The sequence below is a fragment of the Gottfriedia acidiceleris genome (assembly GCF_004138285.1).
Classification (GTDB): domain Bacteria; phylum Bacillota; class Bacilli; order Bacillales; family Bacillaceae_G; genus Gottfriedia; species Gottfriedia acidiceleris_A.
In genome coordinates this window covers 73,160-98,406 of record NZ_SCFN01000005.1, presented here as the reverse complement: position 1 = coordinate 98,406, position 25,247 = coordinate 73,160, and the positions used below count along the sequence as shown (strand labels likewise).

Annotated in this window: 19 protein-coding genes and 1 riboswitch; of the genes, 2 read left to right on the top strand and 17 right to left on the bottom strand. The window is 34.6% G+C overall.

Annotation, left to right across the window (positions count from 1 at the left end):
• Nucleotides 1-27: 27 nt before the first annotated feature.
• From EP747_RS09205 to EP747_RS09155, 11 genes are all read right to left on the bottom strand, one after another.
• Nucleotides 28-1,011, bottom strand: a complete 984-nt coding sequence (locus EP747_RS09205; protein WP_129689614.1) for an aldo/keto reductase — start codon at nt 1,009-1,011, stop codon at nt 28-30.
• Nucleotides 1,012-1,050: 39 nt separating this feature from the next.
• A complete protein-coding gene (gene xylB / locus EP747_RS09200) occupies nt 1,051-2,550 on the bottom strand; it encodes a xylulokinase (RefSeq protein WP_129689613.1) in 1,500 nt (499 codons plus the stop codon).
• 94 nt (nt 2,551-2,644) lie between these two features.
• The gene (gene xylA, locus EP747_RS09195; protein ID WP_129689612.1) at nt 2,645-3,979 is read right to left on the bottom strand and encodes a xylose isomerase; all 1,335 of its coding nucleotides are present in this window, start codon (nt 3,977-3,979) and stop codon (nt 2,645-2,647) included.
• 33 nt (nt 3,980-4,012) lie between these two features.
• The gene (locus EP747_RS09190; protein ID WP_129689611.1) at nt 4,013-4,984 is read right to left on the bottom strand and encodes an aldose 1-epimerase; all 972 of its coding nucleotides are present in this window, start codon (nt 4,982-4,984) and stop codon (nt 4,013-4,015) included.
• A 32-nt stretch (nt 4,985-5,016) separates the two neighbouring features.
• Nucleotides 5,017-5,652, bottom strand: a complete 636-nt coding sequence (locus tag EP747_RS09185; protein ID WP_129689610.1) for a YesL family protein — start codon at nt 5,650-5,652, stop codon at nt 5,017-5,019.
• A gap of 46 nt (nt 5,653-5,698) precedes the next feature.
• Complete coding sequence (locus tag EP747_RS09180; protein WP_235832829.1) at nt 5,699-6,526, bottom strand: carbohydrate ABC transporter permease; 828 nt, start codon at nt 6,524-6,526, stop codon at nt 5,699-5,701.
• Between the two features lie 90 nt (nt 6,527-6,616).
• Nucleotides 6,617-7,492, bottom strand: coding sequence for a carbohydrate ABC transporter permease (locus EP747_RS09175; RefSeq protein WP_129689609.1), 876 nt, complete (start codon nt 7,490-7,492; stop codon nt 6,617-6,619).
• Nucleotides 7,493-7,576: 84 nt separating this feature from the next.
• Nucleotides 7,577-8,884, bottom strand: a complete 1,308-nt coding sequence (locus EP747_RS09170) for an extracellular solute-binding protein (RefSeq protein WP_098859893.1) — start codon at nt 8,882-8,884, stop codon at nt 7,577-7,579.
• A gap of 95 nt (nt 8,885-8,979) precedes the next feature.
• Nucleotides 8,980-9,774: a response regulator transcription factor gene (locus tag EP747_RS09165; protein WP_129689608.1), complete on the bottom strand. Its 795-nt coding sequence runs from the start codon at nt 9,772-9,774 to the stop codon at nt 8,980-8,982.
• Nucleotide 9,775: 1 nt separating this feature from the next.
• Complete coding sequence (locus tag EP747_RS09160) at nt 9,776-11,395, bottom strand: sensor histidine kinase (protein WP_235832805.1); 1,620 nt, start codon at nt 11,393-11,395, stop codon at nt 9,776-9,778.
• 395 nt (nt 11,396-11,790) lie between these two features.
• Nucleotides 11,791-13,473: a long-chain fatty acid--CoA ligase gene (locus EP747_RS09155; protein WP_129689607.1), complete on the bottom strand. Its 1,683-nt coding sequence runs from the start codon at nt 13,471-13,473 to the stop codon at nt 11,791-11,793.
• A gap of 454 nt (nt 13,474-13,927) precedes the next feature.
• Between EP747_RS09155 and EP747_RS09150 the strand changes: the two genes are divergently transcribed.
• Nucleotides 13,928-14,836, top strand: coding sequence for a Gfo/Idh/MocA family protein (locus tag EP747_RS09150; RefSeq protein ID WP_129689606.1), 909 nt, complete (start codon nt 13,928-13,930; stop codon nt 14,834-14,836).
• 60 nt (nt 14,837-14,896) lie between these two features.
• Here the strand turns inward: EP747_RS09150 and EP747_RS09145 are convergent, their stop codons facing one another.
• Together EP747_RS09145 and murQ are read right to left on the bottom strand one after the other, a co-directional pair.
• Nucleotides 14,897-16,309 (bottom strand): PTS transporter subunit EIIC, encoded by a 1,413-nt coding sequence (locus EP747_RS09145; RefSeq protein ID WP_129689605.1) that lies wholly within the window; start codon nt 16,307-16,309, stop codon nt 14,897-14,899.
• Nucleotides 16,310-16,327: 18 nt separating this feature from the next.
• Nucleotides 16,328-17,218: an N-acetylmuramic acid 6-phosphate etherase gene (gene murQ / locus EP747_RS09140; RefSeq protein ID WP_098565828.1), complete on the bottom strand. Its 891-nt coding sequence runs from the start codon at nt 17,216-17,218 to the stop codon at nt 16,328-16,330.
• Between the two features lie 416 nt (nt 17,219-17,634).
• On the opposite strand from murQ, the gene EP747_RS09135 reads away from it, so the two are divergent.
• Nucleotides 17,635-18,936 carry an O-antigen ligase family protein gene (locus EP747_RS09135; RefSeq protein WP_129689604.1) on the top strand — a complete coding sequence of 434 codons (1,302 nt, stop codon included), beginning with the start codon at nt 17,635-17,637 and terminating at the stop codon, nt 18,934-18,936.
• Between the two features lie 39 nt (nt 18,937-18,975).
• On the opposite strand, the gene EP747_RS09130 is transcribed toward EP747_RS09135, so the two are convergent.
• The 4 genes from EP747_RS09130 to helD all read right to left on the bottom strand — a co-directional run bounded on the left by EP747_RS09130 (nt 18,976) and on the right by helD (nt 25,031).
• Nucleotides 18,976-20,271: a nucleobase:cation symporter-2 family protein gene (locus EP747_RS09130; RefSeq protein ID WP_129689603.1), complete on the bottom strand. Its 1,296-nt coding sequence runs from the start codon at nt 20,269-20,271 to the stop codon at nt 18,976-18,978.
• 206 nt (nt 20,272-20,477) lie between these two features.
• Nucleotides 20,478-20,581, bottom strand: a riboswitch (purine riboswitch).
• A gap of 92 nt (nt 20,582-20,673) precedes the next feature.
• Nucleotides 20,674-21,486 carry an ABC transporter permease gene (locus EP747_RS09125; RefSeq protein ID WP_129689602.1) on the bottom strand — a complete coding sequence of 271 codons (813 nt, stop codon included), beginning with the start codon at nt 21,484-21,486 and terminating at the stop codon, nt 20,674-20,676.
• Entirely contained in the window at nt 21,483-22,514 is a 1,032-nt protein-coding gene (locus EP747_RS09120) for an ATP-binding cassette domain-containing protein (RefSeq protein WP_129689601.1), read from the bottom strand. The genes EP747_RS09125 and EP747_RS09120 overlap by 4 nt, the downstream gene beginning before the upstream one ends.
• Before the next feature lie 165 nt (nt 22,515-22,679).
• Nucleotides 22,680-25,031 carry an RNA polymerase recycling motor HelD gene (gene helD / locus EP747_RS09115; protein WP_129689600.1) on the bottom strand — a complete coding sequence of 784 codons (2,352 nt, stop codon included), beginning with the start codon at nt 25,029-25,031 and terminating at the stop codon, nt 22,680-22,682.
• Nucleotides 25,032-25,247: the final 216 nt, after the last annotated feature.

Below are 25,247 nucleotides of genomic sequence, written 5' to 3'. Positions count from 1 at the left end.
TACATTACTTTTTCAATACATTACTTTTTAGTAAGCACCTTTGATAAAGTCAGAAACATTCTTTTGATAGAATAGCTCTAATTGATCTAATTCAGCTTTCGAAAAAGATTGTATATTCATTGCTTCTAAATTGGCATTCACTTGGCCTTGGTTTCTAAATCCAGGAATTACACATGTAATTTCCTTTTGATCTAAAATCCATCTAAGTGCCGCACTTGCCATTGATGATCTTCCTTCAGCAATCCAGTTAATTCGATTTGCCAATTCTACTCCTTTTTTAAAGCCTAAGCCTGCAAATGTTTCTCCGATATTAAAAGCCGCTCCATTTTCATTAAAGTTTCGATGATCATCTTCTTCAAAAATATGATCAGCCTTATACTTTCCAGACAAGAGTCCACTGGCTAGCGGTAGCCTTACAAGAACTCCAACCCCACGCTTATAAGCCTCGGGAAGTAATACTTCTAATGGCTTTTGTCTAAAAATATTAAAGATAACCTGTAAGCTTTTCACATTTGGGTTTTCTAAACAAATCATTCCTTCTTCAACCGTTTCAACGCTAACCCCGTAATGGCGGATTTTCCCTTCACTTTTTAAACGGTCAAGTACATCAAAGACTTGTCCATCCTTTAAAATTTCAGTTGCTGGGCAATGTACTTGATATAAATCAATCACATCTCGATTTAAGCGTTTTAGGCTATCCTCGCAATAAGACTTAACCGCTTCATATGAGTAATTTTCCGGTGAAAGGATATCACCTTTTCGGCAAAACTTTGTTCCAATATAAATCTTGTCTTCAAGTCCTTTTGTAGCTTTAGCCAATAGTTCTTCGCTATGACCATCACCATAAACATCTGCAGTATCAAAAAAATTTACACCTTGATCGATTGCGTGTTGTAAGGACTTTAAAGCTTCAGTATCATCTGTTTTTCCCCATGCTCCACCAATTGCCCAAGTTCCAAAACTCACCTCACTAATCATTAAACCTGTATTACCAAGTTCTCGATAATTCAAGTAAAACTCCTCCTCTAGTGCTATTTATAGCGTTTTATGCTACTTTCTAAATTCAGATAACATTCTATTTAGTTCCTTCGTGCTGGAATAAACTTGCTTATAAATTGAATAAAGCTTCTCATACTTTTTAACGTTTTCACTAACTGGTTTATATGAAGTGATTGGCTTTATGAACTCTTCTGCACAAGCTTCTAAAGAATCAAACCAACTACATCCATAAGCAGCAAGCATCGCCGCACCCATCCCAGGACCTTGCTCGCTTGAAAGCTTAATAATTGTCGCATTAAAAATATCTGCTTGCATTTGAAGCCATGTAGGATTTTTTGCACCTCCACCAATTGAAATAATCGAATCAATCTTTTTACCGTTATTTCGGAAAATTTCAATTGACTCGTTCAATGAAAAAGTAATACCTTCCATGACGGCCCTTGCAAAGTCACTTCTCTTATGTGCTGCATCCATCCCGATAAAACATCCTCTAATAACTGAATCCGCATGTGGCGTTCTTTCACCAACCAAATACGGAGTAAACATTAAACCATTTGATCCAATTGAAACGTTATCAACATCCTCTAATAGTTGCTCGAAATTCACACTCTCAGCAAAAGTATCTTTAAACCAGCTTAATGAAAATCCTGCGGCTAGCGTTACACCCATAGAATAGAAAGAATCTTCTTTACTATGGTTAAAATAATGAACTTTACCTTTGAAGTCGTGTTCTCCATGTTCTTCATAAGAAAGGACGACTCCTGAGGTACCAATACTACATAGCGTATTGCCTTCTTTTAAAATACCTGAGCCAATTGCGCCACATGCATTATCAGCCCCGCCTGCAAATACTTTCACTGCACGACTAAGTCCTGTCGAATTAGAAACCTCTTTTGTAATTGTTCCAACACAATCATGAGACTCGACAATTGGTGGACAAAGATGTAAAGGAATATCGAATTTAGTACATAATTCTTCACTCCACTGCTTATCTTTTACGTTTAAAAGTAATGTTCCAGCAGCATCCGAGTATTCAGTATGAATTTCTCCAGTCAGACGAAAACGAAGATAGTCTTTAGGTAACAAAAATACTGCTGCCTGTTGATAGATCTCCGGTTCAAATTCCTTTACCCATAAAAGCTTTGGTAAAGTAAATCCTTCAAGTGCTGGATTTTTCGTTATTTCAAGTAAATGTTCTTTGCCTACTATTTCATTGATCTTTTCACATTGCTTAGTCGTTCTTGTGTCATTCCATAAAATTGCATTACGAAGGCTCTCATTTTCTTTATTCAATAGCACTAGACCATGCATCTGACCTGAGAAGCTAATCCCTTGTATATCATTCGGATGACCATTAAAGTCTCTAACTAGTTCGGCAAGTCCATCGATTGTTTTTTCAACCCATTCCTCTGGATTTTGTTCACTATACCCGGATTTCTCTTGTATTAATGGATAGGCACGAGATACTTCTTGGCATACCTCTCCAGACTGGTTAACTAATAAAATTTTTACGGCACTTGTACCTAAATCAATACCTACTACATATTTCATAACAATCATCCTTTTATTGTTTTTGATCGTATCGTATGAGAAAAATGTGCTGGAAATCATGAATTTTCCAGCACATTTTATGGTCAAAAGATTTTTAAACTGTTGCGAATTCAGATATCGCTTCTAATAAATATTGGTTTAGCACTGATTTAAGACGTTCTTCACGACCAGATTTATTTTGGATATCACCTAAATTTAACGCATATGCTTCAAGCGTATGGAAACTTGCTTTATTCTCTACGATTTCTTTACCAATACCATAAGTAAAGCTGCTATAACGATCTTCAATGAAGCTTTCAAATACTTTATCTTCAATTAGTTTATTAGCTACTAATGTGCCAATTGCAAAGCTATCCATTCCAGCTATATGTGCATGGAATAAATCTTCTACATCAAATGATCCTCTTCTTACTTTTGCATCAAAGTTCAGGCCGCCTTTTCCTAAGCCACCATTTTTTAAGATTTCATACATTGCTAATGTAGTAGAGTAAAGATCTGTAGGGAACTCATCTGTATCCCAACCAATTAACTTATCACCTTGGTTTGCATCAACTGAACCAAGCATTCCATTAATTCGAGCAACGCGTAATTCATGCTCAAATGTATGACCAGCAAGTGTTGCATGATTTGCTTCAATATTGAATTTAAACTGTTTCTCTAAACCATTAGCTTGTAAGAAAGCTAGTCCAGTTGCCACATCAAAGTCATATTGATGCTTCGTTGGTTCTTTTGGTTTTGGTTCGATTAGGAACTGACCATCGAATCCGATTTCTTTTGCGTAATCTACAGCCATATGGAAGAAACGCGCAAGGTTGTCTTGCTCAAGCTTCATATCTGTATTCATAAGCGTGTCATAACCTTCGCGCCCACCCCAGAATACATAGTTAATTGCACCAAGCTCTTTTGCAATTTCTAATCCTTTTTTTACTTTTGCAGCTGAATATGCAAATACGTCCGCGTTATTAGAAGTAGCGGCTCCATTTACATAGCGAGGATGAGTAAACATATTTGCCGTATTCCAAAGCAATTTTGTTTTACTTGTTTTCATATATTCTTTTATCATCTCTACAATGACATCTAAGTTTTTATAAGTTTCACCTAATGTATTTCCTTCAGGGGCAACATCTGAATCATGGAAACAGAAGAAAGGAACATCTAACTTTTCATAAAACTCAAATGATGCTTCTACACGTGCTTTAGCAAGATCCATTCCCGTTAAATGGTTCCAAGGACGTTGCATTGTACCTGCTCCAAATGGATCTGAACCATCTGCAGTAAATGTATGCCAGTAAGCAACTGAAAAACGAAGTAAATCCTCCATTTTTTGGCCATTAATTATTCTTTGAGGATCATAATATTTAAATGAAAATAGATTTTTAGATTTAGGACCTTCGAATTTAATTTTGTTAATATTAGTAAAGTAACTCATGTTTAATTCCTCCTAAAATAGTAGTTTTAAGTTTTATGACTTATTTGAAATGACAATCCATGTGCGCAATACTTTCATATCATCTGGCTCAATTCCTTGTAAGCCAGTCAATTCTCTATTTACTTCAAGATTGGGAGCGTTTGTTACCCACGTGTAGGGCTCTGGGCATAAAAAGCCGCTTCTCCCATCTTTGTTATAAACAACCCAATGCTTAAAACTTTGATCAACGGTATAATTAATCTCAATTCCTGTTGATTTGTTCGTTATTTGTGCCGTCTGTAGGCCACTGTTATTGGGGTTAGATAGAAAAACATCATCTAACACTAGCCCGTACAAGCTCATTCCTTCACTCAACTCATCCTTGTACTCAATATCTTCTAATTCCCCTGTTGGTAAAAGTCGATTATTTAGTTTCCAGCGTTTATCGACTGGAAGCTTGAAGATTGAAGTTTCTTCTGGGAATATGAAACTAGTATGATATCCAAAGCCAAACGGTAAAACTTCATTACTTTTATTAATAATTTCTGCTTTTTTAGCGAATAAATTATCATTCAGAATAAAGCTCATCCTTATCACAAAATGATGCGGAAATTGAGCAATGACATCTTCGTGCTTACTTGAATCAAACTCAGTAATAATTTTCACTGTTTGCTCATTAACTTCTACACTCGAGATATTCCACTCCCTTGTGTGAACAAAACCATGAATGTGATTCTGCTTGTCCATTTCATTAATATCAAATTGATACGTCTTTTTACCAAATCTAAACTTACCTTGATCGATTCGATTTGGAGGGAACAGGATTGGAGTACCGTAAAGAACTGGATTATTCAAATACTCCTCGGTTGAGTTAGGGACTCTTAAAAGCTCAGTATTTGATTTTTTATGAACCATGGAAATCAAGTTTGATCCCCATCCAGGAATAATGATAATCTCCAATTCACTATTACCTGCTTTAATCGCTGGTTTATCTAAAAAAGAGATTTCCTCGGCATAAGTATTCATCTAGATTCCCCGTTCTGTCATAATTTCTACATTTAGACTTTACTAATCTTACCTTGTCTTTGGTCTATTCGATTAAAGCTATACATACCACAGAACATGAAAATCCAAGCAATTGATACGGCACTAAAGAATGGAATTAGTCCTGGCTGATACAGCAACAAAAATAGTATAGCGATTAGACTAACAAGCATTAGTAAAGTAATGTGAAAATGAAAAACACTTAAAAAGAATGCATTTTTTAAATAGTCTTTTAGTTTAAAATCGTAATGTACATATAGTGGGAAAATATAAAGGAAAACCATTAAATAAACTGCCGCAATGATTAATAAAGGGATGATTAATATAAATTGGAACACCCCTTCAATCGTTCGAATGTAAAATACATCAAACGCTAGGAAGATTCCACTAAAAATGAATACCAAACCAAGTTTGTTAGAACTTTTAAATTCCTTCAGGAAGACAGTTAGAAATGTTCTCCAAATCGGAAGATCCGTTTCTTTTACTATCCATTTACGAACAATTGTAAAAAGGGCTACCGTAGCAGGGAAAAAACCAAATATGACTAGTCCTGCAATTGTAAAGAGGAACCATAGTAGATTGACATATGCTAATTTCATAACCCACTCACATAGCGTAAACAATTTCCCCATTGTTTTTCCGAGTATCATTTAATCACCTTCCTTTACGAATCATCTATAGCTTTATCTAATGTAATTAACCTTTTACTGACCCAGAAGCTATTCCTTCTACAATTCGATTACTTAATATAAGGAAGGCAATTAGGATTGGTAGAATACTAATTACTAACGTAGCTCCAATTGCTCCCCAATCAGTCGTGTACTGCCCAATAAAGTTTTGAATACCAACTGTGAGTGTTTTAAATTGATCTGAACTAATAAATGTATTAACGAAGACAAACTCATTCCAGTTGTAAATCATATTAATAATTGCTGCTGTAGCAATTACTGGTGATGTCATTGGTAAAGTAATCTTAAAAAAGATATGGTTAATTGATGCCCCATCCATAATCGCTGCTTCTTCTACCTCTCTTGGAAGAGCTTCATAAAAACCAATTAAAATCATAATCGTAATTGGCAAGTTAAAAGCTGTGTACGTAAGGATTACCGAGAGTGGATTATCAATTAAATTGATTTTTGTAAAAGTATTAAATAAAGGAATCAGTGTTGAATGGACTGGAATCATTAAACCAACCATAAATAATCCCAATACCCATTTACTTGCTTTCCAATTCATTCTTGTAATTGCGAAGGTTACCATACTTGCTAATACAACCGTTAAAATAACGGCAGCAATTGTATAAGTTACACTGTTAAAGAAATACTGACTAATGTTTCCCTCAGTCCAAACTTTCGTATAATTTTCCCACTTTGGGCTTTCAGGTAAAGAAAAAGGTGACATATTGAAAACTTCTTGGTTATTTTTTAATGAAAAAAGAAATAGCCATATGATCGGAAATATTTGAAAAATCGCTACGATTATAAGGAAAAGATACATAAACCCGTAAGCAATTTTACTAAAAATACTATTTTTGCTACGGTCAGTTTTCTTTTCAGTTACAATGGCTTGAGATCCTGTAGCCCTTACCGTATCCACCTAAAATCCCCCTTTCTTTTAGTAAATGTCATTATTTGCTTCAGTAAACTTACGAATAATCCAAGTAACTACTAAACAAATAACTAATAAGAAAAATCCAATTGCACTTGCATATCCAAAGTCAAAACCTTTGAATGCTTTCTGGTACATATAGGAAGCCATTACTTCACTTGAACCATTAGGGCCCCCACCTGTCATAACATAAATTAAGTCAAAATATTTAAGTGATCCAACGACGGCAAGAACAATCGTTACTTTCACAACATTCATGATTAATGGTAATTTTATTTTTAGTGCGATTTGAATTGGTGTTGCCCCGTCAATTCTTGCAGCCTCGATAAGAGAGTCTGGAATATTTTTAAGAGCTGCATAGTAAATCAGAATATAAAAACCGGCGTACTGCCAAATAATTGGAATAATAATCGCATATAATGCTAAGTTTGTTTCTGCTAACCAGGCCGGTGGATTATTAACTCCTAGAGAAACAAGTAAGCTATTTAGAATACCGTTAGTAGGGTGATAAATTTTAAGCCAAAGCTGGGCAATTGCAACAGAAGCAAGCAGCATCGGAATAAGATATATTTTTCTAAGAAGGTCTGCACCTTTAATTTTTCCGGCAAGTATAAATGAGATGAACAAGTAACCAATTAAACTAACTGCCGAAAAAATTGCTAATAAAAAGGAGTGGAAAGCACTTTTCCAGAATAGAGGATCATGTAATAAGTGGGAGTAATTCTTTAAACCTATGAACTCCTTTTCCCCAATTCCATTCCATTTCATTAAGCCAAAGTATCCAGTTTGTACGATTGGAACGTAAATCAAAGCAAGGATCAGAAAAAGAGCTGGTGTAATATACAAGGCAATTATTTTTTTATTTGACATAGCTTTATTCACTTCGATTCAACTCCTTCCCCTATATTTAAAAATCAAGGGCATATTATAACGAATCCATATGCCCTTTTCTTTAGTACATCAGAATTATTTATCTTCTGCCTTTAAAGCTTCTTCATGTTGTTTAGCAAAATCTTTTGGTTTTACTTCATTTCCGAATAGAGATTGAATTAAATTTAAGTGAGTTTCTGCTACAGAAGCACTCATTTGAACGTCAGCAAATAGTGTTAAGTTGCTAGCTTTATTTAATTCATTTAACACGTCAATATATAACGGTGGTAAATTTACTTTTGAAGTATCAACCTTAGTAGCTGGGATTACGCCCGCTTTTTCAACAGATTGCTCTCCCCACTTCTCTACAAAGAATTTAACAAAGTCTTTAGCTTCAGCCTTAACTTTTGAATGTTCTGCTACGAATAAACCTACTCCAGGACCACCAACCCAGCTATTAATATTTCCTTTTCCACCTTCATAAGTAGGGAATTTAAAGAAACCTACATTATCACGGAAATCTTTTGGAATTTCTTCATTTGTCGTAAAGTTTGGAAGCTCCCATGTTCCCATTAAGTACATAGCTGCATTTCCATTTAAGAATTCAGATTTACCCTCATCATTCGATAATCCATTAAAGCCTTTATTGAAAGCTTTTTCTTTAACTAAGTTTTGAACCTCTGATGCCGCTGAAACAAGTGCAGGATCTTCGAATGTTCCTGTACGGTTAATTGCTTTATTTAGTACATCAGCTCCACCAATTCTGTCTGCTAAATACATATACCAAAGTGAACCTGTCCAACGATCTTTATTTCCTAAAGCGATTGGAGCAACTCCATTTTTAGCAAGTGTTTTAACAACATTTTGAAATTCGCTATAAGTTTGTGGTACTTGAAGGTTATATTTTTCAAAAATTGCTTTATTGTAATAAATTGGAGCAATGTTTAGTTCTAGAGGTAATCCATATGTTTTACCATCGATTGCATATGCTTCTGTTGTTCCGCTTACAAAAGAATCTTTTAATCCGTTATTTAACACATCATCTAAATCAGCAAAAAGTCCACCTTTTACAAATGGTTTCATATATCCTGCTGCCCATGTAAACCCAACATCAGGAAGTTCGTTAGAAGAAGAAAGAACCTTAATCTTATTCTTGTATTGCTCATTTTCAAGAACTTCTACTTCGATTTTTACATCCTTATGTTCAGCCTCATATTGCTTAATAATGTCAGATACAATTAAGTTTTGTTGCTTAGAACTTCCAGCTGGCCAAAGATGCATAAACTTAATCACTTTTTTGGAACCGCTTTCAGTTGACGCATTATTAGATTTACCACAGCCAGTTAAAGCAACCATCAGTATAAGAACTAGTGCTAACATTAATGAAGACGCTTTCTTAAACATGTCAAACCCCCATTTTTTTGAATTTTTCGTTACAAGTAAATTCTAGCACTAAAAAAAAAACCGCGGTAAGGTAACCACGATTGGATAAAATTCCACTATTTTTGGATTAGGGAATCATCAAGTTCTGACACTTTTCTAAATTTACTAGGAGTAATACCCTCGTAATCCTTAAAGATCTTAATGAAATATTTAGCTGTCTGATAGCCTACTTCTAGTGCAATTTCTTCAATTTGCAAATCTGTTATTAGAAGAAGTTTTTTTGCAATTTGTAACCTCTTTCTAGTCAAATACTCACTAAATGTTAACCCCACTTGCTCTTTAAATAACACACTAAAATAGCTCGCATTTAGATGTACCGATTCCGCAACTTCTTTTAATGAAATTTGGTTGCTTATATTTTCATTAATAAAGGTCTTTGCTCCGTTAATTGAGTTAGAGCGGTTATTAACTTGATCTAGTTTTAATAATTTCTGATCAGTCACTTTTTCCATATATTCAATCCGTTCAATATTCGCTTCCTTTTCAAGCGCTTGCTCAATAGCCTCAATTAATTTTTGTTTACTTACCGGTTTTAATAAATAATTTACAACTCCTAGACGAATAGCCTCCTGGGCATATTCAAAGTCAGGGTGTCCAGAAATAATAATTGAAACAAACTTATGGCCTTTATCCTTTAGGTTTTTTAAAAGCTCTAAACCATTCATTTCAGGCATACAAATATCAGTTACCAATAGATGAATTTTTGTTTTGCTCATCTGTTCAAATGTTTCTTGACCATTTGCCGCACTAACAATATCAAATTTACCATTTGACCATTTCTCTAATGTTTTTTTTAATCCTTGTCTAGTCGCTTGTTCATCATCAACAATTAGAATCGTTTTTGTATCCAAATTATTCCCCACCTTTGTCTGGAACCTCGAATAATACAGTTGTACCTTTACCGATCTCACTTTCTAAACGAAGACCGCTTAAATCATATCCTTCGTAATATAATTTAATTCTTTTATTTACATTAGTAAGCGCCATACCCATCCCTTTAAAGGATGATACATTATCATTTTTAATTGCTAGATTAAGAGCATTAAGAGCTTCTCTATTAATCCCCGGTCCATTGTCCTTAACAGTCACTAATAAATTAGATGAGTCATTAATCCTTTTAATCTTCACTAAAACAATCCCTTGTTCCCGACTACTTTCAATACCATGCATAATGGCGTTCTCAACTAAAGGTTGGATTAGCAGTTTAGGGATTTTAATAGTTAATAGATTCGGCTCAACAGATATCTCCCATAACAACCGTTCTCCTAATCTCATTTTCATAATCTGTAAATAACGTTCAATTTGGTCAAGAGCAGCTTGTATAGTCACCCATTCACTACTGTTTGCATTGCCAATTGTATAGCGAAATAATCCTGACATTGCAATCACTATTTCAGCTAAATCCTCCTCACCCCTATCATCTAAAGACCAATAAAGTGCATTTAGCGTATTATAAAGGAAGTGCGGATCAATTTGGGCTTGTAGCGCCTTCAACTCAGTTTGACTACGAAGTAATTCTTTTTCGTAAACGACCTGTATTAAATGATTAGTATTTTCTACCATCTGGTTATACGTTCTATTTAATTCAATAATTTCTAATGAAGCTGCGCTTTCCTTGTTAATTTTCAACTCGTCCATTTTCGCATTCTTCATTGTATTTGTAAGTTTTTTTATCGGTCTTGTGATCATTGTTGCTAGAATAATTGAAGATACGACAAAAATGATAAACCCAATCACCCCAGATAAAAGAGTAGCTTTTCTTACCGGTGTGACCCGCTCATTTAAAAAGCTTGTAGGTTTTAAAATAACAAGAGTCCAGCCTGTTTTTGTAGATGGTTGCGTAACAATCATATATTGTTTTTTATTTACCTTTATCGATTCGTATCCTTCTAGTAAAAACTTTTGAATATCAATGCCGTAATTATCCGTTATCGGAGTTAAATCCCTATCAAGTAGCATCATATAATCCTTCTCCCCAGGAGATAAATTACTTTCTTCAACCTGAAAGTAACTATTAAGAATTCTTACTACTAAATATCCTCCATTTGAAAACCATCGATCCATTAAACTTACTCTTCTTATTGCATAAGAATAGTTACTATTTTTAGGATCTTTCCCTACCCACACTAATCTTCCTTTCTCGGCTTCTGCTTCCTTTACCCATTTCTCATCGATTACACTAGATAAATTTTTTTCACCGAATGGAAAAATACGATTACCTTCCGAAGAATATAGCTCAAAAGAAGAGATTCCATTTGAGTAAGCTAAAAAGTTATTTATTACTCTAATTAATGACTGTCTCTTTGCAAAATCAACACTTTCTCCGTTTTTCAATCCGAGTAATATTTGTTGAACTGTCTCATTGGTCATTAATTGATTTGATAAAGTGTCAATTTGCTTATACAAGGTTTCCATTCTTCCATTTGCTTCAACAGCCGTTTGTTTGATTTGCTTCTCTGTTGTATCTTTCATTAAAGTTCCAACTTGGTTATATACCATTATGGAAACAATGGATAAAACAATCACCATAACAATCAAGAAGACAGCCAATATTTGATTTCGTAAAGTGTTTAATTTTCTTAACCGTAATCTAATTTTGACGATTGTAATCACCTTTTCAGTAGTAAGTTAATGTAAGGGTTTTCTTTAAAATTTATCATACTATATTTAGCATTAGTCTGAATATTAAAAACAACTATCTAGTAATAACTACCAGATGTCTTAATGGCAATGTTGGGAAAATGATAAATAGTTTAAATAAAAATCAGCACGAAAAAAGGGAACCTAAACATATGATGTTGAGGCTCCCCATTTCATTTTCTTTTTAACTTTTTTATTTACCCCCTACCCCGTATTTTTGACTTTTCTCAATCATTAACTTGTTCAACTTTACTCCATTCTGCTTCTTGAAGAGTCCTCCATAAAATTTTCCCACTTGCAGTAGTTGGTAATTTATCGATAAACTCGACATATCTCGGATATTTATAGTTAGCCATATGCTCTTTTGACCAATCGATAATGTCATCCTCACTTACTTTGCCTAAGTAAATAGGATTTAGGATTACATACGCCTTTACTGTTTCGCCCCTTTTTTCATCAGGCTTACTAACGACACAAGCTTGTTGAATGGCTGGATGTTTATATAGTAGGTTTTCTACTTCGGTTGGCCACACTTTAAAGCCTGACGCGTTAATCATCCTTTTAACACGGTCAACTATAAAATAGTACCCTTCATCATCAAACCGACCGATATCTCCTGTACGGAAAAATAGTTTACCGTCTATTTCAATAAAGGCGTCATTTGTTTCTTCTGATCGGTTAAAGTAACCTTTAAATACTTGTGGTCCATTAACAACAATCTCACCAACCTCTCCAACACCTAACTGTTTCATTGTTGCTGGCTCGATAATTCTGGCGTCTACGTCAAATGATGGAATTCCAAGACATTGAAGTTTTGGTCGATCTGGCGGATTAAAATGAGTTTGTGCGATTGTTTCTGATAATCCATAACCTTCTACGAACTTTAAACCTGTTAATTGGAATAGCTGCTCACCTACTGCTTCTGGAAGAGGAGCCCCACCACCTGCAATATTTACAAGAGACTTGATGTCATCTGTATTTAAAGTTGGATTTGCTAAAAAGTCGATTAGCATTGTACTAATATTTACCCAATGGGTACATTGATAGTTTTCAATCAGTTTGCATGCATGGTTTCGATTCCATCTTGTTAGCAATACCATACTTGAACCAGTAAGAATCGGTGTATGCATTCCATGAACCATTCCTGTAACATGGAATAGAGGCAAAGTTGAAAAGCTAACGGCATTTGCAGAAATATTCATCCAAACGGCAGATCCTACTACATTTGCTTGTACCGTTTTATGTGTGTGTATACAGCCTTTTGGTAAACCTGTTGTTCCTGAAGTGTATGGAAGAACTGCAACATCTTCTGAATTACCTTCATATATCGATGGGGTGAGCTGTGTTTGTATAGCATCCTCCCAATAAAATAAATTTTCATTTTGATAAATTTTCTTTGGCTCAGTTATTTCAGCCGTTAAATCGGAAACTAAAGGAATTGTTGGTAAGTATTCAGAGTAAACTGCAACTACTAAATTCTCTAATCCAGTTGTAGCTTGTAAAGGTTCAATTTGAGGGGATAGTTCTTGGCCAATGATTGCGGTTTTAGTTTCACAATCATTTATGTAAAATTCAAGTTCATCAGTGGTATTCATCGGGTTAATTGGAACTACAATTCCTCTTACTCTTAATATTGCATAAAAGGCGATGACATATTGAGGCGAGTTTTGCATATAAAGCATTACACGTTCACCAGGGGATATTTTTAACCTATGCTCAAGATACCCTGCTAAATGATCAACCTCTTCAAGAAGCTGCTTATACGTTTTTGAAGCGCCATAATACTCTATTGCAGTTTTATTTGGATATCTTTTTGCCGAAACGACTAAATTATCATAGAGTGTTGTCTCAGGTAAAGTTAAAGATTTAGAAACCCTTTTTGGCCAATATGCAAAATGTGAAGTACTCATAATTTTCCCCTCCGCTTATGTACCTATTTTATATTAATTTTTAATACTGATAGCTCTTTCTTGTATGTATGAAATTTTAGTCATTAACAAAAAAATTCAGGGCAATTATTCATATAAAACCCTCTTTCAGAAAACGCTTACAAATTATTCGCTTTAAATAGTATCTTTGAAATTAATTGAAAGTAAATTGCAAAATAAGGCATTTGCTAAGTTTAGTGTGGAAAGGATAAATGGAATGGAAAATGGAATAGTAAATCATTATCAAAATCAACTTTAGACCTTATTATAATGGAAAAGCTTAAATGAATAAATAGTTTTTTGAAAATTAAAAAAACATTTTGATTTAACCGAAATATTGATCTGAGTATCCAAAATTTTTTAAGTAAAATTACATACAATTACTTACTTTACCACTTTTCTATGTTTCAATTAATAACAAGTGAGGTGTTAGCATATGAGAATTGGAATAATCGGTTTAGGAGATATAGCTGCGAAAGCCTATCTACCGGTTCTTTCTGAAAAAGAAAAGATCGAGTTGGTGCTATGTACGAGAAGTAATGAAACACTAGACAATTTATCAAACAAATATCGAATCAATGAAACTGTTAATACAGTAGATGAATTGATAGAAAAGAATATTGATGCAGCGTTTGTTAGTACAGCCACGGAAGCTCATTATATGATAACTAAAAAATTATTATTAAATGGTATAAACGTTTATATTGATAAGCCTATTTCAATGAATTTTAAAGAAACTGAACAAATTGTAAATCTAGCCAGAGAACAAGGAAAAATAGCAATGGTTGGATTCAATAGACGATTTATCCCTAGAGTAAGAGAGCTTACTATGCATGGGAAGGCTAACTTAATAATCATGCAAAAAAATAGATTTAACTTTCCTGAATATACTAGAAGATTTGTTGTAGAGGATTTTATCCATGTGGTGGATACACTTAGGTATTTAATGTCCACTAATGTAGTTGATTTAAAAATCAATTTCTTAAAAAAAGATAATATGCTCGAACACCTAGTTATTCATCTTATAGGTGAAGGATGTACGGCTATTGGAATAATGAACAGGAACAATGGTGTTACGGAAGAAATCATTGAATATATGACACCACAAAATAAATATGTAGTGAGTAGTTTAGTCGAAACAACCCATTATCATAATAAAGAAATCAATATTACAAAATTTGGTGATTGGGAACCAACCTTATATAAACGTGGGTTTTACCAAATAGTTGATCACTTTCTTGACTGTATAGAACAAAATAAAACCCCAGACCCTTCAATAAATGATTCCTTAATCACTCATGAAATTTGCGAAAGAATCGTTCAGTATATTGATTCCAATGATTAATAATTAAAAAACCCGAATAGTAGACTGGAGAGGTCTAATTATTCGGGTTATATTTGTTATTTATTCTTGTTCAGCCATTGCATCCTTTGGGGTACCGAATAAATACGTAAGGACGAAACCACCAGCATAACCAGCAAGTAATCCGATCACATATTTAAGCCACATTCCGTGCGCAATAAGTGGAACTAACGCTACGCCTGAAGGACCAATTGCAATTGCTCCAACATTACCAAACATTCCAATTACTGCCCCTCCAATACCACCACCGATACATGCAGTGATAAATGGACGACCAAGAGGTAATGTAACACCATAAATTAATGGTTCACCAATACCTAAAATACCTACTGGAAGAGCACCTTTAATCATATTTGATAATGATTTATTCTTTTTGCAACGTAACCATAATGCTAATGCTGCTCCAACTTGTCCAGCACCTGCCATTGCAAGAATTGGTAATAATTCTGTTGCACCAGTTGTATTAATTAATTCGATATGAATTGGTGTTAATACTTGATGTAAACCTAACATTACTAATGGTAAGAATCCCATACCTAATATAAATCCTGCAAAGATACCGCCTTTTGCAATAATCCAGTTAATTGAGCCAATTAAGTTATCAGAAATAAATCCTGCGAATGGCATGATGAAGAAAATTGTTAGCAAACCTACTACTAATAAAGCAATCATAGGTGTAATAATAATATCTAAAGAATCTGGAATAACTTTACGTAATTGTTTTTCTAAAAGTGATAATAAATAGACTGCAAGTAGTACACCAATAATACCACCTTGTCCTGGAACTAATGGATCACCATTAAAGATATTTTTAATTGGTTGATCAGGAAGCATACCTGTTAAAAGAGTTACCCCACCAATTACTCCACCAAGGGATGGTGTCGCCCCGAATTCCTTCGCTGCGTTGATACCAACATAAATCACTAAATAAGTAAAAATTGCGTTTTTAATTACATTTAAAACTGTAACATATTGTGACCAAGTTGCTGCGTCTAGGTTTTGAGCAGTAATATTGTTTGATAATATCGAAGCAATACCAGCAATTAAACCTGCACCAACGAATGCTGGAATTAATGGAATAAAGATATTACCGACTTTTCGTAAGAAATTTTTAAAAGGTGTATTATTTTTCTTTTTTAACTCAGCTTTAAGATCTGAGCCCTTTTCTTTTAAAGCCGCTGATGAAGTTCCTTGTTTTCCTGACGAGCTGTTTTTTAGATGACCAAATTGTTCTGCAACTTTAGTTACTGTACCAGGACCTAAAATGATTTGGTAAGTCTCATCATCAACAGTTCCCAAAACCCCGTTAATTTTTTTAACTTGGTCTTCATTGATTAAACTACGATCAGCAACATTAACACGAAGTCTTGTCATACAGTTTGTATATGAAACTACATTATCAGTACCGCCAATCGCATCAGCGATTTCAGAAGCTATTCTTTGATATTTATCCATCTTCTTCTCCTCCAAAATTTATTTTTGTATCGCTTTTCGAACAAATCCTTCTGATTTTTTCAATTGCTCAATTGCTTGCTCATAACTAAATCCAGTAAGAATCATAACGATTGCTACTTTTGGACTTTGATTCGACTTCGTTAAATACTCTTCTGCAATTTCATACGTACAAGAAGTTGCTTCCATTACAATACGCTTTGAACGCTCAACTAGTTTTTCATTTGTTGATTGAACATCGACCATTAGGTTACCGTATACTTTTCCAATTCCAACCATTGATGCTGTAGATAACATATTGCATACTAACTTTTGAGAAGTACCGGCCTTTAATCTAGTTGAACCAGTTAATACTTCAGGCCCATTAACAACTTCGATTGCTATTTCTGCCTCTTGACCAATCTTTGAGCCCTTGTTACAACTAACCGCTACAGTAGAAGCACCAATTTCTTTGGCGTATTTTAAACCACCAATAACATAAGGCGTACGACCACTAGCTGCAATTCCAACTACAATATCATTTTTACTTAACTTAATTTCCTTTAAATCTTCAATTGCAAGTTCTTCGCTATCCTCAGCACCTTCAACTGCCTTTATAAAAGCTTTTTCTCCACCTGCAATTAACCCTACTACCTCTTCTGGGCTTGTTCCAAATGTAGGAGGACATTCAACTGCATCTAAAAGTCCTATGCGGCCACTTGTGCCTGCACCTATATAAATCAAGCGACCTCCACTTTTGAAAGCAGTTACAATTTTTTCAACAGCTTTAGAAATATTAGGAATTTCATTTCGAACGGCAGCGGCAACCTTAGCATCCTCTTCGTTCATTACAGTTAAAAACTCTTCTATAGACATCTCATCTAAATTCATTGTTTTTTCATTTCTTGTTTCGGTTGTTAAATTCTCAAGCATGTTTGCTTCACCTCAAGTAATTTTTTAAAACTAAATTTAATTTCATATATATTATAACTATTTTTGAAATAAAATTTCAATAATAAAATTTATAAGGAAGAAATTTCATATTATTAATTCGTATTTTTGTTCAAATAAATGTCATATTCTTAAAAACCACTACTAACAATTTTTCGTTTAGAAGATGCATAATTCTATAAAATCTTTACATTAATTTGTCTGGCATAGAAGTTTAAGCTCAATTTACAATTTCAAAACATAATTAATAAACTATTGTGGTATTTTAAACCTATGTATTTAAAATAGGTTTGTTAATCTGATGACAACTTAACTAAAATACATTTCATTTTATAAATGAAAAAACAGCATCCTCCATATGATTAAGGATATTTATGTCACTTAACTAGGGGTATACAATGAAAAAGTTTATACAGTTTTATAAAAATTTCTCGTTAGTGGAGAAAAGCGCACTTCTCTGCTTTCTCTTACCTCCAGTAGGTATTTTGCTGCTATTGATCATCGGGCTTCGTACACTCTATACTCAATGGTTTATTAATAAACGTTTTATTTATTCGTTTAGTTCGCACTTTTTCTTATGCCTACTTATATCTACTATTGGTGCTACCCTTTTATTTAGAAATATATTATTTTTATTGGTCAGTATCATGATTCTTGGTTACTGGGGAATATATTGTAGGACTTTAGTAACTGAGAAAGGTCAATTATTTCAGAAATTTCGCGTGATCATAATCTTTGGGGGCGTATATAGTTGTGTAATTGGATGGATATCTAAATGGTTTGAATTTCCTAAAATTGTTGGTTATTTATTGGGAACAGTGCTTTTTGGAGAAGTTGAACCTAAGAATTTTAACCGTCTAATTGGTTGTGCATATAATCCCAATTTTACTGTTTTTATTTTATTAATCGCTATTTCTTTTCTCTTTGCCAGCCTACTTTCTAGTATAGAGAAAAAACACTATATTAACTTAGCGTGGCAGCTTCCTATACAACTACTACTTAGTTATGGAATTTATCTTACTGGTTCAAGAGCTGGCTTTGCGACAATGATTCTGATTTATTTACTTTTTATCTTCCGACTTAATCGAATCTTTTTCTTTGTTTGTACAATCATCGGACTATTCTTTTCGAAATGGTTGCTCTATATAATGCCAAGAGCCGATTCAGTTATTCAAGCAGGGCAAAAAAGGTTGGACATTTGGAAAAACGCTTATACTATATGGAAAAATCACCCGTTCTTTGGTGTGACACCGATCGGATTTGGTCAAGAATATGTAATACAATATGGTCATTTCATCCCCCATGCACATAATTTACTGCTGGGTATGTTTGCGGAATACGGAACATTGGGAGGATTGGCTTTTATAACACTAATTAGTATAAATATTGTAAAATGCATTCACTTATTCTTTTTTGAGCGCAGTAAAAAATGTTTTTTTAATAGTTTTTTACTCGGCCTACCAATTATTTTGTTTACAGGGGTATTTGATGAGCCGGTGTTCTCTCCACAAATCGGTTTCCTGACGGTCATACTGCTTGGATGTTGGGATCGGTATTCGAAACGTATGCAATTTAATATCGAGATTTCAGCAATTCAAGGCAAATTTATTAGCGTTTATGGGAGTACGGCTAGGTTAGTTGTTAGTTCTTACATGATTTTGCATTATTTAAAATCGAAGTTTATTAGTAACAAGTACTAAAAAGACCCCTACGACTAGATAGGGGTCTCTTTTGTAAGTTTATGATATTTTTTTCGTAACTTGCACTTCTACTGCCACATTTCGTTTTGTTAAGAATAAATTTAAAATAATTGCAGTTAATGAACCTGTCACAATTCCATTTTGCATTAACATTTTTAAAAAGTCAGGTAGTTGGTCGAACATTTGTGGAAGTGTTGCTGAACCTAACCCTACTGCTATACTACAAGCAGCGATTAATAAGTTTTCTCCTTTACCTAAATCGACTTCTGAAAGAATTGATATCCCGGCAGCCGCGACAGATCCAAACATGACAATCATAGCGCCTCCAAGAACGGCATTTGGAATAACAGTCGTTAAAGCTGCTAGTTTAGGTAATAATCCAAGAACAACCATGATACTTCCTGCGGCATAAATAACTTCCCTAGATTTAACTTTTGTAAGTGAGATTAAACCAACATTTTGTGAAAAAGCTGTGTACGGAAATGCATTAAAAATACCACCGAGCATAATTGCAAGACCTTCCGAACGCAAACCATTTACGATCTGATCCTGTTTAACCTTTTGGTTAGTCGCTTTTCCAACTGCGAAATAGACTCCAGTTGATTCCACCATACTAACGATACATACGATAATCATTGTGATGATAGCTGTAATACTGATTTTTGGTGCTCCGAAATAGAATGGTTGAGCGATACTAAACCACGATGCTTCTGATACGCTTGAAAAGTGAACGATTCCCATTGCATAGCCAGCAATTGTTCCTACAACTAAACCAACAAGTACGGAAATTGTACGTAAAAATCCTTTAGCCCATCTGTTAACGACTAAAATTACGATAAGTGTAAGAAGGGCTAGTAATAAATTGTGTACTTGACCGAAGTCTGGACTCCCTTGGCCACCCGCTGCATTATTCATAGCTACTGGAATTAGAGAAAGTCCAATAATCGTTACAACTGATCCAGTTACAATTGTAGGGAAAAATTTTAAAAGCTTTCCATAGAAAGGAGCAGCTAATATAACAAAAATCCCAGAAATGATTATTGCACCGTATGCTGTCGGTAAATTTGAAGATGATGCAATTGCAATAATTGGACCTACCGCCGTAAAGGTACATCCTAAAACGACTGGCAATCTGCTACCAATGTATTTCGTCCCCATGCTTTGCAGGATTGTTGCAATACCGCAAGTAAATAAATCTGCTGCAATCAGATAAGCAATCTGAGTTGGCGTAAGTTTAAGCGCGCCACCTATTATAAGAGGTACAACAACTGCACCTGCATACATAGCCATGACGTGTTGAAAACCTAATGTAAATGCTTTTTGTTTACTTAACAATCTGATTCTCTCCCTTGTCATTGCTAAATTTATCTATATTGATTGATGTACAGTTAATACTCTTTATAAAACAAAAAGGACAGGTTCCACTTGAGTATGTTTCTCTCAAGTGAAACCTGTCCTTCTGGGTTTTTATCCCTAATGGTGTAGCACATAGTGCCCACATCGCTCGGACCAGCCATTTTACTTATACAATAATGCGGAACCCTAGATGTGCTTTCACTCATAGTCGGTCGATTATATTGGTCGTCCGGTAGAAACTTATGGGCCATATCCCCATGATTATATGAGTTATTTATATATTTGTACCTTGATTATGTTACACATGCTATTCAATATTTTCAAGTAGAAAATGCAGGAAAAGGTGCTCCATTAGAAAAAAACTAATGAAACACCTTCTATTTATGTTCTACGCATATAAGCTTTTACAGTTAGTGGTGCAAAAATTGCTACAATTACAGCAGCTCCAATAAGTGAAATGATTAGATCTGAACCTGCAGTTCCTGAGTTCGTAAGATTTCTTACAGCAGTGATCAGATGTGAAATTGGGTTTATTTTTACAAACCATTGAAGCCAATTTGGCATTGTATCGACTGGTACAAAGGCATTTGAAAGGAATGTTAATGGAAATAGTGCTAGCATAGAAATCCCTTGTACACTCGACGCTGTACGTGCAATTACTCCAAAAAAGGCAAAAATCCAACTAATTGCCCATGAACATACAATTACAAGAAGCCCAGCTAAAACGACATAGCCCAAGCCACCTTCAGGACGATATCCCATTATATACCCCATAGTGAAGGTAAGAACAGTAGCGATTGTATAACGAATCGTATCCGCCAATAAAGCTCCGGCCAGTGGTGCAATACGTGCAATCGGCAGCGACTTAAATCGATCGAATACACCTTTATCCATATCTTCACGCAATTGTACACCTGTAACAATTGAAGTAGTAATGACTGTCTGTACTAAGATTCCCGGTATGATTACTGGTAAATAACTCTTAACATCCCCAGAGATTGCTCCACCAAAGATATAAGTAAACATAAGTGTAAAAATAATAGGTTGTAATGTAACATCAAATAACTGTTCTGGTGTACGCTTAATTTTTAGTAGACCACGATAAGCCATCGTAAATGAATTTTTTACTGATTGACTAAAACTAGTTTTATTTTTCAAGTCACGATAAGCAGCAGGTTTTATTGAAGTGCTCATACCCTTACTCCCTCCATTTCTTTTGTTTTATTTGACTCCTTTGATCCATCATTTTCTACGCTGTTACCAGTAATCGTAAGGAATACTTCATCAAGAGTCGGCTTTTGCACACTCATTTCAGCTAGATGAATACCTTCATCCCGTAAAGCGATTAGTAGGTCAGTTACTCGATCAGCATCTGCCATAGGAGCAGTAATCTTTCCTTCTTCTAATGTGATATTAGATTTTACTTTTAGAACATGTTCTACTGTCTGACGTGCCTTTTGAACATCCCTTATATCTTGAATTTTTAGTTGTAACGATGAACTACCAACTGAAGCTTTCAATTCATCAACAGTACCTTCCGCAACTACATGACCACGATCTATTACTGCAATTCGATCAGCTAGTTCATCTGCCTCTTGAAGATATTGTGTTGTTAACAGAACTGTTGAACCTTCTTTTACTAAACGACGAATAGTATCCCACATTTGATTTCTAGTACGCGGGTCTAAACCAGTTGTCGGCTCATCTAAAAAGATAAGTGGTGGCTGAGCAATCAAACTTGCTGCCAAATCTAATCTACGACGCATTCCACCTGAGAAGTTTTTCAATGGGCGTTTTGCCGCTTCCGTTAAACCAAATTCCTCTAATAAATCGGCTGCTTTCTTTTTCGATTCCGCTCTACCTAAACCTAGTAATCTTGAGAAAATAATAAGATTCTCTGTAGCACTTAGTGACTCATCAACTGAGGCATACTGACCAGTAACGCCAATTAATTGACGCACAATTTGAGCCTCTTTTAAAACATCATGTCCGAATATGCTTGCATTACCTGCGTCTTGTCTAAGTAGTGTAGCCAGCATTCTAATTGTTGTGGTTTTACCGGCACCGTTTGGTCCAAGAACGCCGTATATACTTCCTGCACGAACGTTTAAATCCACTCCATCGACCGCGCGATTATCACCAAATATTTTAACTAAACCACTCGCTTCTACGGCCAAATCTCCATTATTTGGGGTAATTATTTTTTTATTTAAAAATTCCAATTTATTTCCTCCTTTACGACTTATTACAAGATGAATATATCGACTAATTATGAATTAAGTATGAACTAGAAATAAAAATTTTCTTTACGAATATTTACAGGATAGAAAATCTAGCGTTCAATCTAAAAAAACTTCCCTTAATTTACGTAAGGGAAGCTTTTAAAGTTAATCGTGAGCTATCGTCTGATTTAATAGTAGGAACTCTGAATTTATATCATGTAAAAAAGGCGTCGCTTCACCTAAGCTATATAGATGTAACTGATGCATTGCTCTTGTACATGCAGTATAGAATAGTCTTCGGAGACGCTCATCTCCATATACTTGAGCTGATGCATCATAAATAATCACTGCATCGAATTCAATTCCTTTTGCCAAATATGCAGGAATAATGACTACACCTTGTTCATATTCAACTGAGTTTCTCTTCACGTGCTTGATTCCTTCTACATCTTTTAATGCTTCATATGCCTCTAAACTTTCTTCAGCAGATTTACAAATGACAGCAATTGTATTAAATTCACTTTTCTTTAAGTCTTCGATTTTAGATGTAATATGACTATGCAAATCTTCTCGATTAGATAACTGTGTTAACACAGGCTTATCCCCAACTCGTTCAAAAGGCGTAATTAGATTGCCTCCAGGTATGAGTCTACGTGTGAACTCTACAATTGGTTTTGTTGATCTGTAACTGCGAGTCAGATTGATCACTTTTGTTTCATCTGGCCCATATAAGCCTTTAAGGACATTAAAATCTCCCATTTCACTGGCATGCGCAAAGATAGCCTGATTAAAGTCACCTAGAACGGTCATCTTTGCAGAAGGAAACAATCTCTTCAAAAATTCAAATTGGAAAGGAGAATAATCCTGAGCTTCATCTACAAGTACAAATTTAATCGTAACATTTGATTGGAAGCCTTGAACCAATTCTTTTAAAAGTAAATAAGGTGTAGCATCCTCGTAAAACAATTTGCCTTCATCTAACATATTTAATGTTAACTGACAGATGTCTTCCCAATTCTCAGGGGTATCCCCTTCAATCCATTGTTCGATTTGAGTTGGATTGGAAAATAACTGTTTATATACACCCTTTATGTCAATGAAACGCAATCCTCGAACCCATTCACGTAGTGGCTTTAGTTTTTTACGCACAACCATTCGACCTAACACCTTAGTTTCTTGTTCGTAATCATCGAATGAGTCTTCTTTAGATTGTTTTTTCTGTAAGTACTTATATGCTTTTTGATAATCATCTTTGCTGAGTAACTCGATTTCATCTTGTACCCATGTTTTTTTCAATTCTAGCTTTTCCATTTCATTGATTTGTTTGTTTAGCCATTCCGTCAACTTCTCTAATCGATTGTTAAATTTTAAAGAAGTGTCAGTGCTATAAAATCTTTCATAAATCTGTTTAGCTGTAACGACTGGTTTACCTCTAAATTTAAATCCCCTAAAGACCATTCCGGATAATTCCAGTGATTGTCTGTATGCCTTAATTGTCTCAAAGAATCGAGTTGATGCTTTAAATCGGATGCTTGAAGTCCTAGTCTTATAGGAAGGATCATCTAAAGCAGTTAGCACATATTCTAATTGCTCATAATTGTCCTCAACTTGAAATGCATCACTTAGCCTATGAACTAAATATTCTTGGAATGTAACTTGTTGCATGTTTTCTTCGCCTAGTTCAGGTAAAACCCTCGATACGTAGTTATTAAACATTGCGTTAGGGGAAAATAAGATAATTTGATCTGCTTTTATCCAATTTCTATATTTATAGAGCAAATATGCAATCCTTTGTAAAGCTGCAGATGTCTTTCCGCTACCAGCTGCCCCTTGAACAATCAGTAGTCTACCTTTGTCATAACGAATAATTTGATTTTGTTCTTTTTGAATGCTGGCTACTATGCTTCTCATATGCTTGTTTGTTCCTTTACCAAGCACATGCTGCAAAATCTCATCACCTATAGTGAGACTTGTATCGAACATTGATTCAATTACACCGTTTCTTATAATGTATTGCCATTTTTGATCTAATACACCATTCACTTTTCCCCCAGGTGTATCATACTCAGCAGGACCTGGTGGATAATCATAGTAAACACTCGAAACTGGGGCCCTCCAATCATAAACTAAAATATTCTCTCCAGTTTCATCCATTAGCGTTGAAACGCCTATATAAATACGCTCTGTTTCAGACATACCTTCTTCTGTAAAGTTAATGCGACCAAAATAAGGAACCTCTTTCATCCGACGAAGTGCTGATAGTCGGTTGGAAGATTGCTTATGATTAATTTGGCCGATCGCCAAAAGTTGAGATTGTTGTCTCAAACTAATAACCGTCTCTAAATAGTCATCAAAGCTATCTGTATTAACTTTAACCTCATCCCAAAAATTTTTCCGAACATTGATTACTTCGTTTCTACGTTGGGCTGTTTCGTCTGTTAATTTACTAATTTTGTCCGTGATTAGATCTAGTACAGCATTTACTCTTACCTGTTCTTTTTGAAGTTCGTTGTTCATTTCATGCACTCCTTTAAAAGATAAAAATGGGGGTTGACTCAAGAGGATTTGTATAGTAAAATTAAAGTAGGGAAAATATAACCTCTTCGTTATTCCTATTATATATACTGTATTAATCTACCATGTTTTTACCTTTTAAGCAATAGTTCCTCGTTTAAAATCATCATTATTTCATCTCAATTACTAATTTTCGTACACACAAAAAAAACAAAATGA

Bases quoted from the DNA above. Each gene is read 5' to 3' on its own strand.
- EP747_RS09155 (WP_129689607.1), bottom strand. From the start codon at position 13,473: ATGAGTACTTCACATTTTGCATATTGGCCAAAAAGGGTTTCTAAATCT.
- EP747_RS09135 (WP_129689604.1), top strand. From the start codon at position 17,635: ATGAAAAAGTTTATACAGTTTTATAAAAATTTCTCGTTAGTGGAGAAA.
- EP747_RS09190 (WP_129689611.1), bottom strand. From the start codon at position 4,984: ATGAATACTTATGCCGAGGAAATCTCTTTTTTAGATAAACCAGCGATT.
- EP747_RS09185 (WP_129689610.1), bottom strand. From the start codon at position 5,652: ATGATACTCGGAAAAACAATGGGGAAATTGTTTACGCTATGTGAGTGG.
- xylB (WP_129689613.1), bottom strand. From the start codon at position 2,550: ATGAAATATGTAGTAGGTATTGATTTAGGTACAAGTGCCGTAAAAATT.
- xylA (WP_129689612.1), bottom strand. From the start codon at position 3,979: ATGAGTTACTTTACTAATATTAACAAAATTAAATTCGAAGGTCCTAAA.
- murQ (WP_098565828.1), bottom strand. From the start codon at position 17,218: ATGCTTGAGAATTTAACAACCGAAACAAGAAATGAAAAAACAATGAAT.
- helD (WP_129689600.1), bottom strand. From the start codon at position 25,031: ATGAACAACGAACTTCAAAAAGAACAGGTAAGAGTAAATGCTGTACTA.
- EP747_RS09170 (WP_098859893.1), bottom strand. From the start codon at position 8,884: ATGTTTAAGAAAGCGTCTTCATTAATGTTAGCACTAGTTCTTATACTG.
- EP747_RS09160 (WP_235832805.1), bottom strand. From the start codon at position 11,395: ATGAAAGATACAACAGAGAAGCAAATCAAACAAACGGCTGTTGAAGCA.
- EP747_RS09125 (WP_129689602.1), bottom strand. From the start codon at position 21,486: ATGAGCACTTCAATAAAACCTGCTGCTTATCGTGACTTGAAAAATAAA.
- EP747_RS09145 (WP_129689605.1), bottom strand. From the start codon at position 16,309: ATGGATAAATATCAAAGAATAGCTTCTGAAATCGCTGATGCGATTGGC.
- EP747_RS09150 (WP_129689606.1), top strand. From the start codon at position 13,928: ATGAGAATTGGAATAATCGGTTTAGGAGATATAGCTGCGAAAGCCTAT.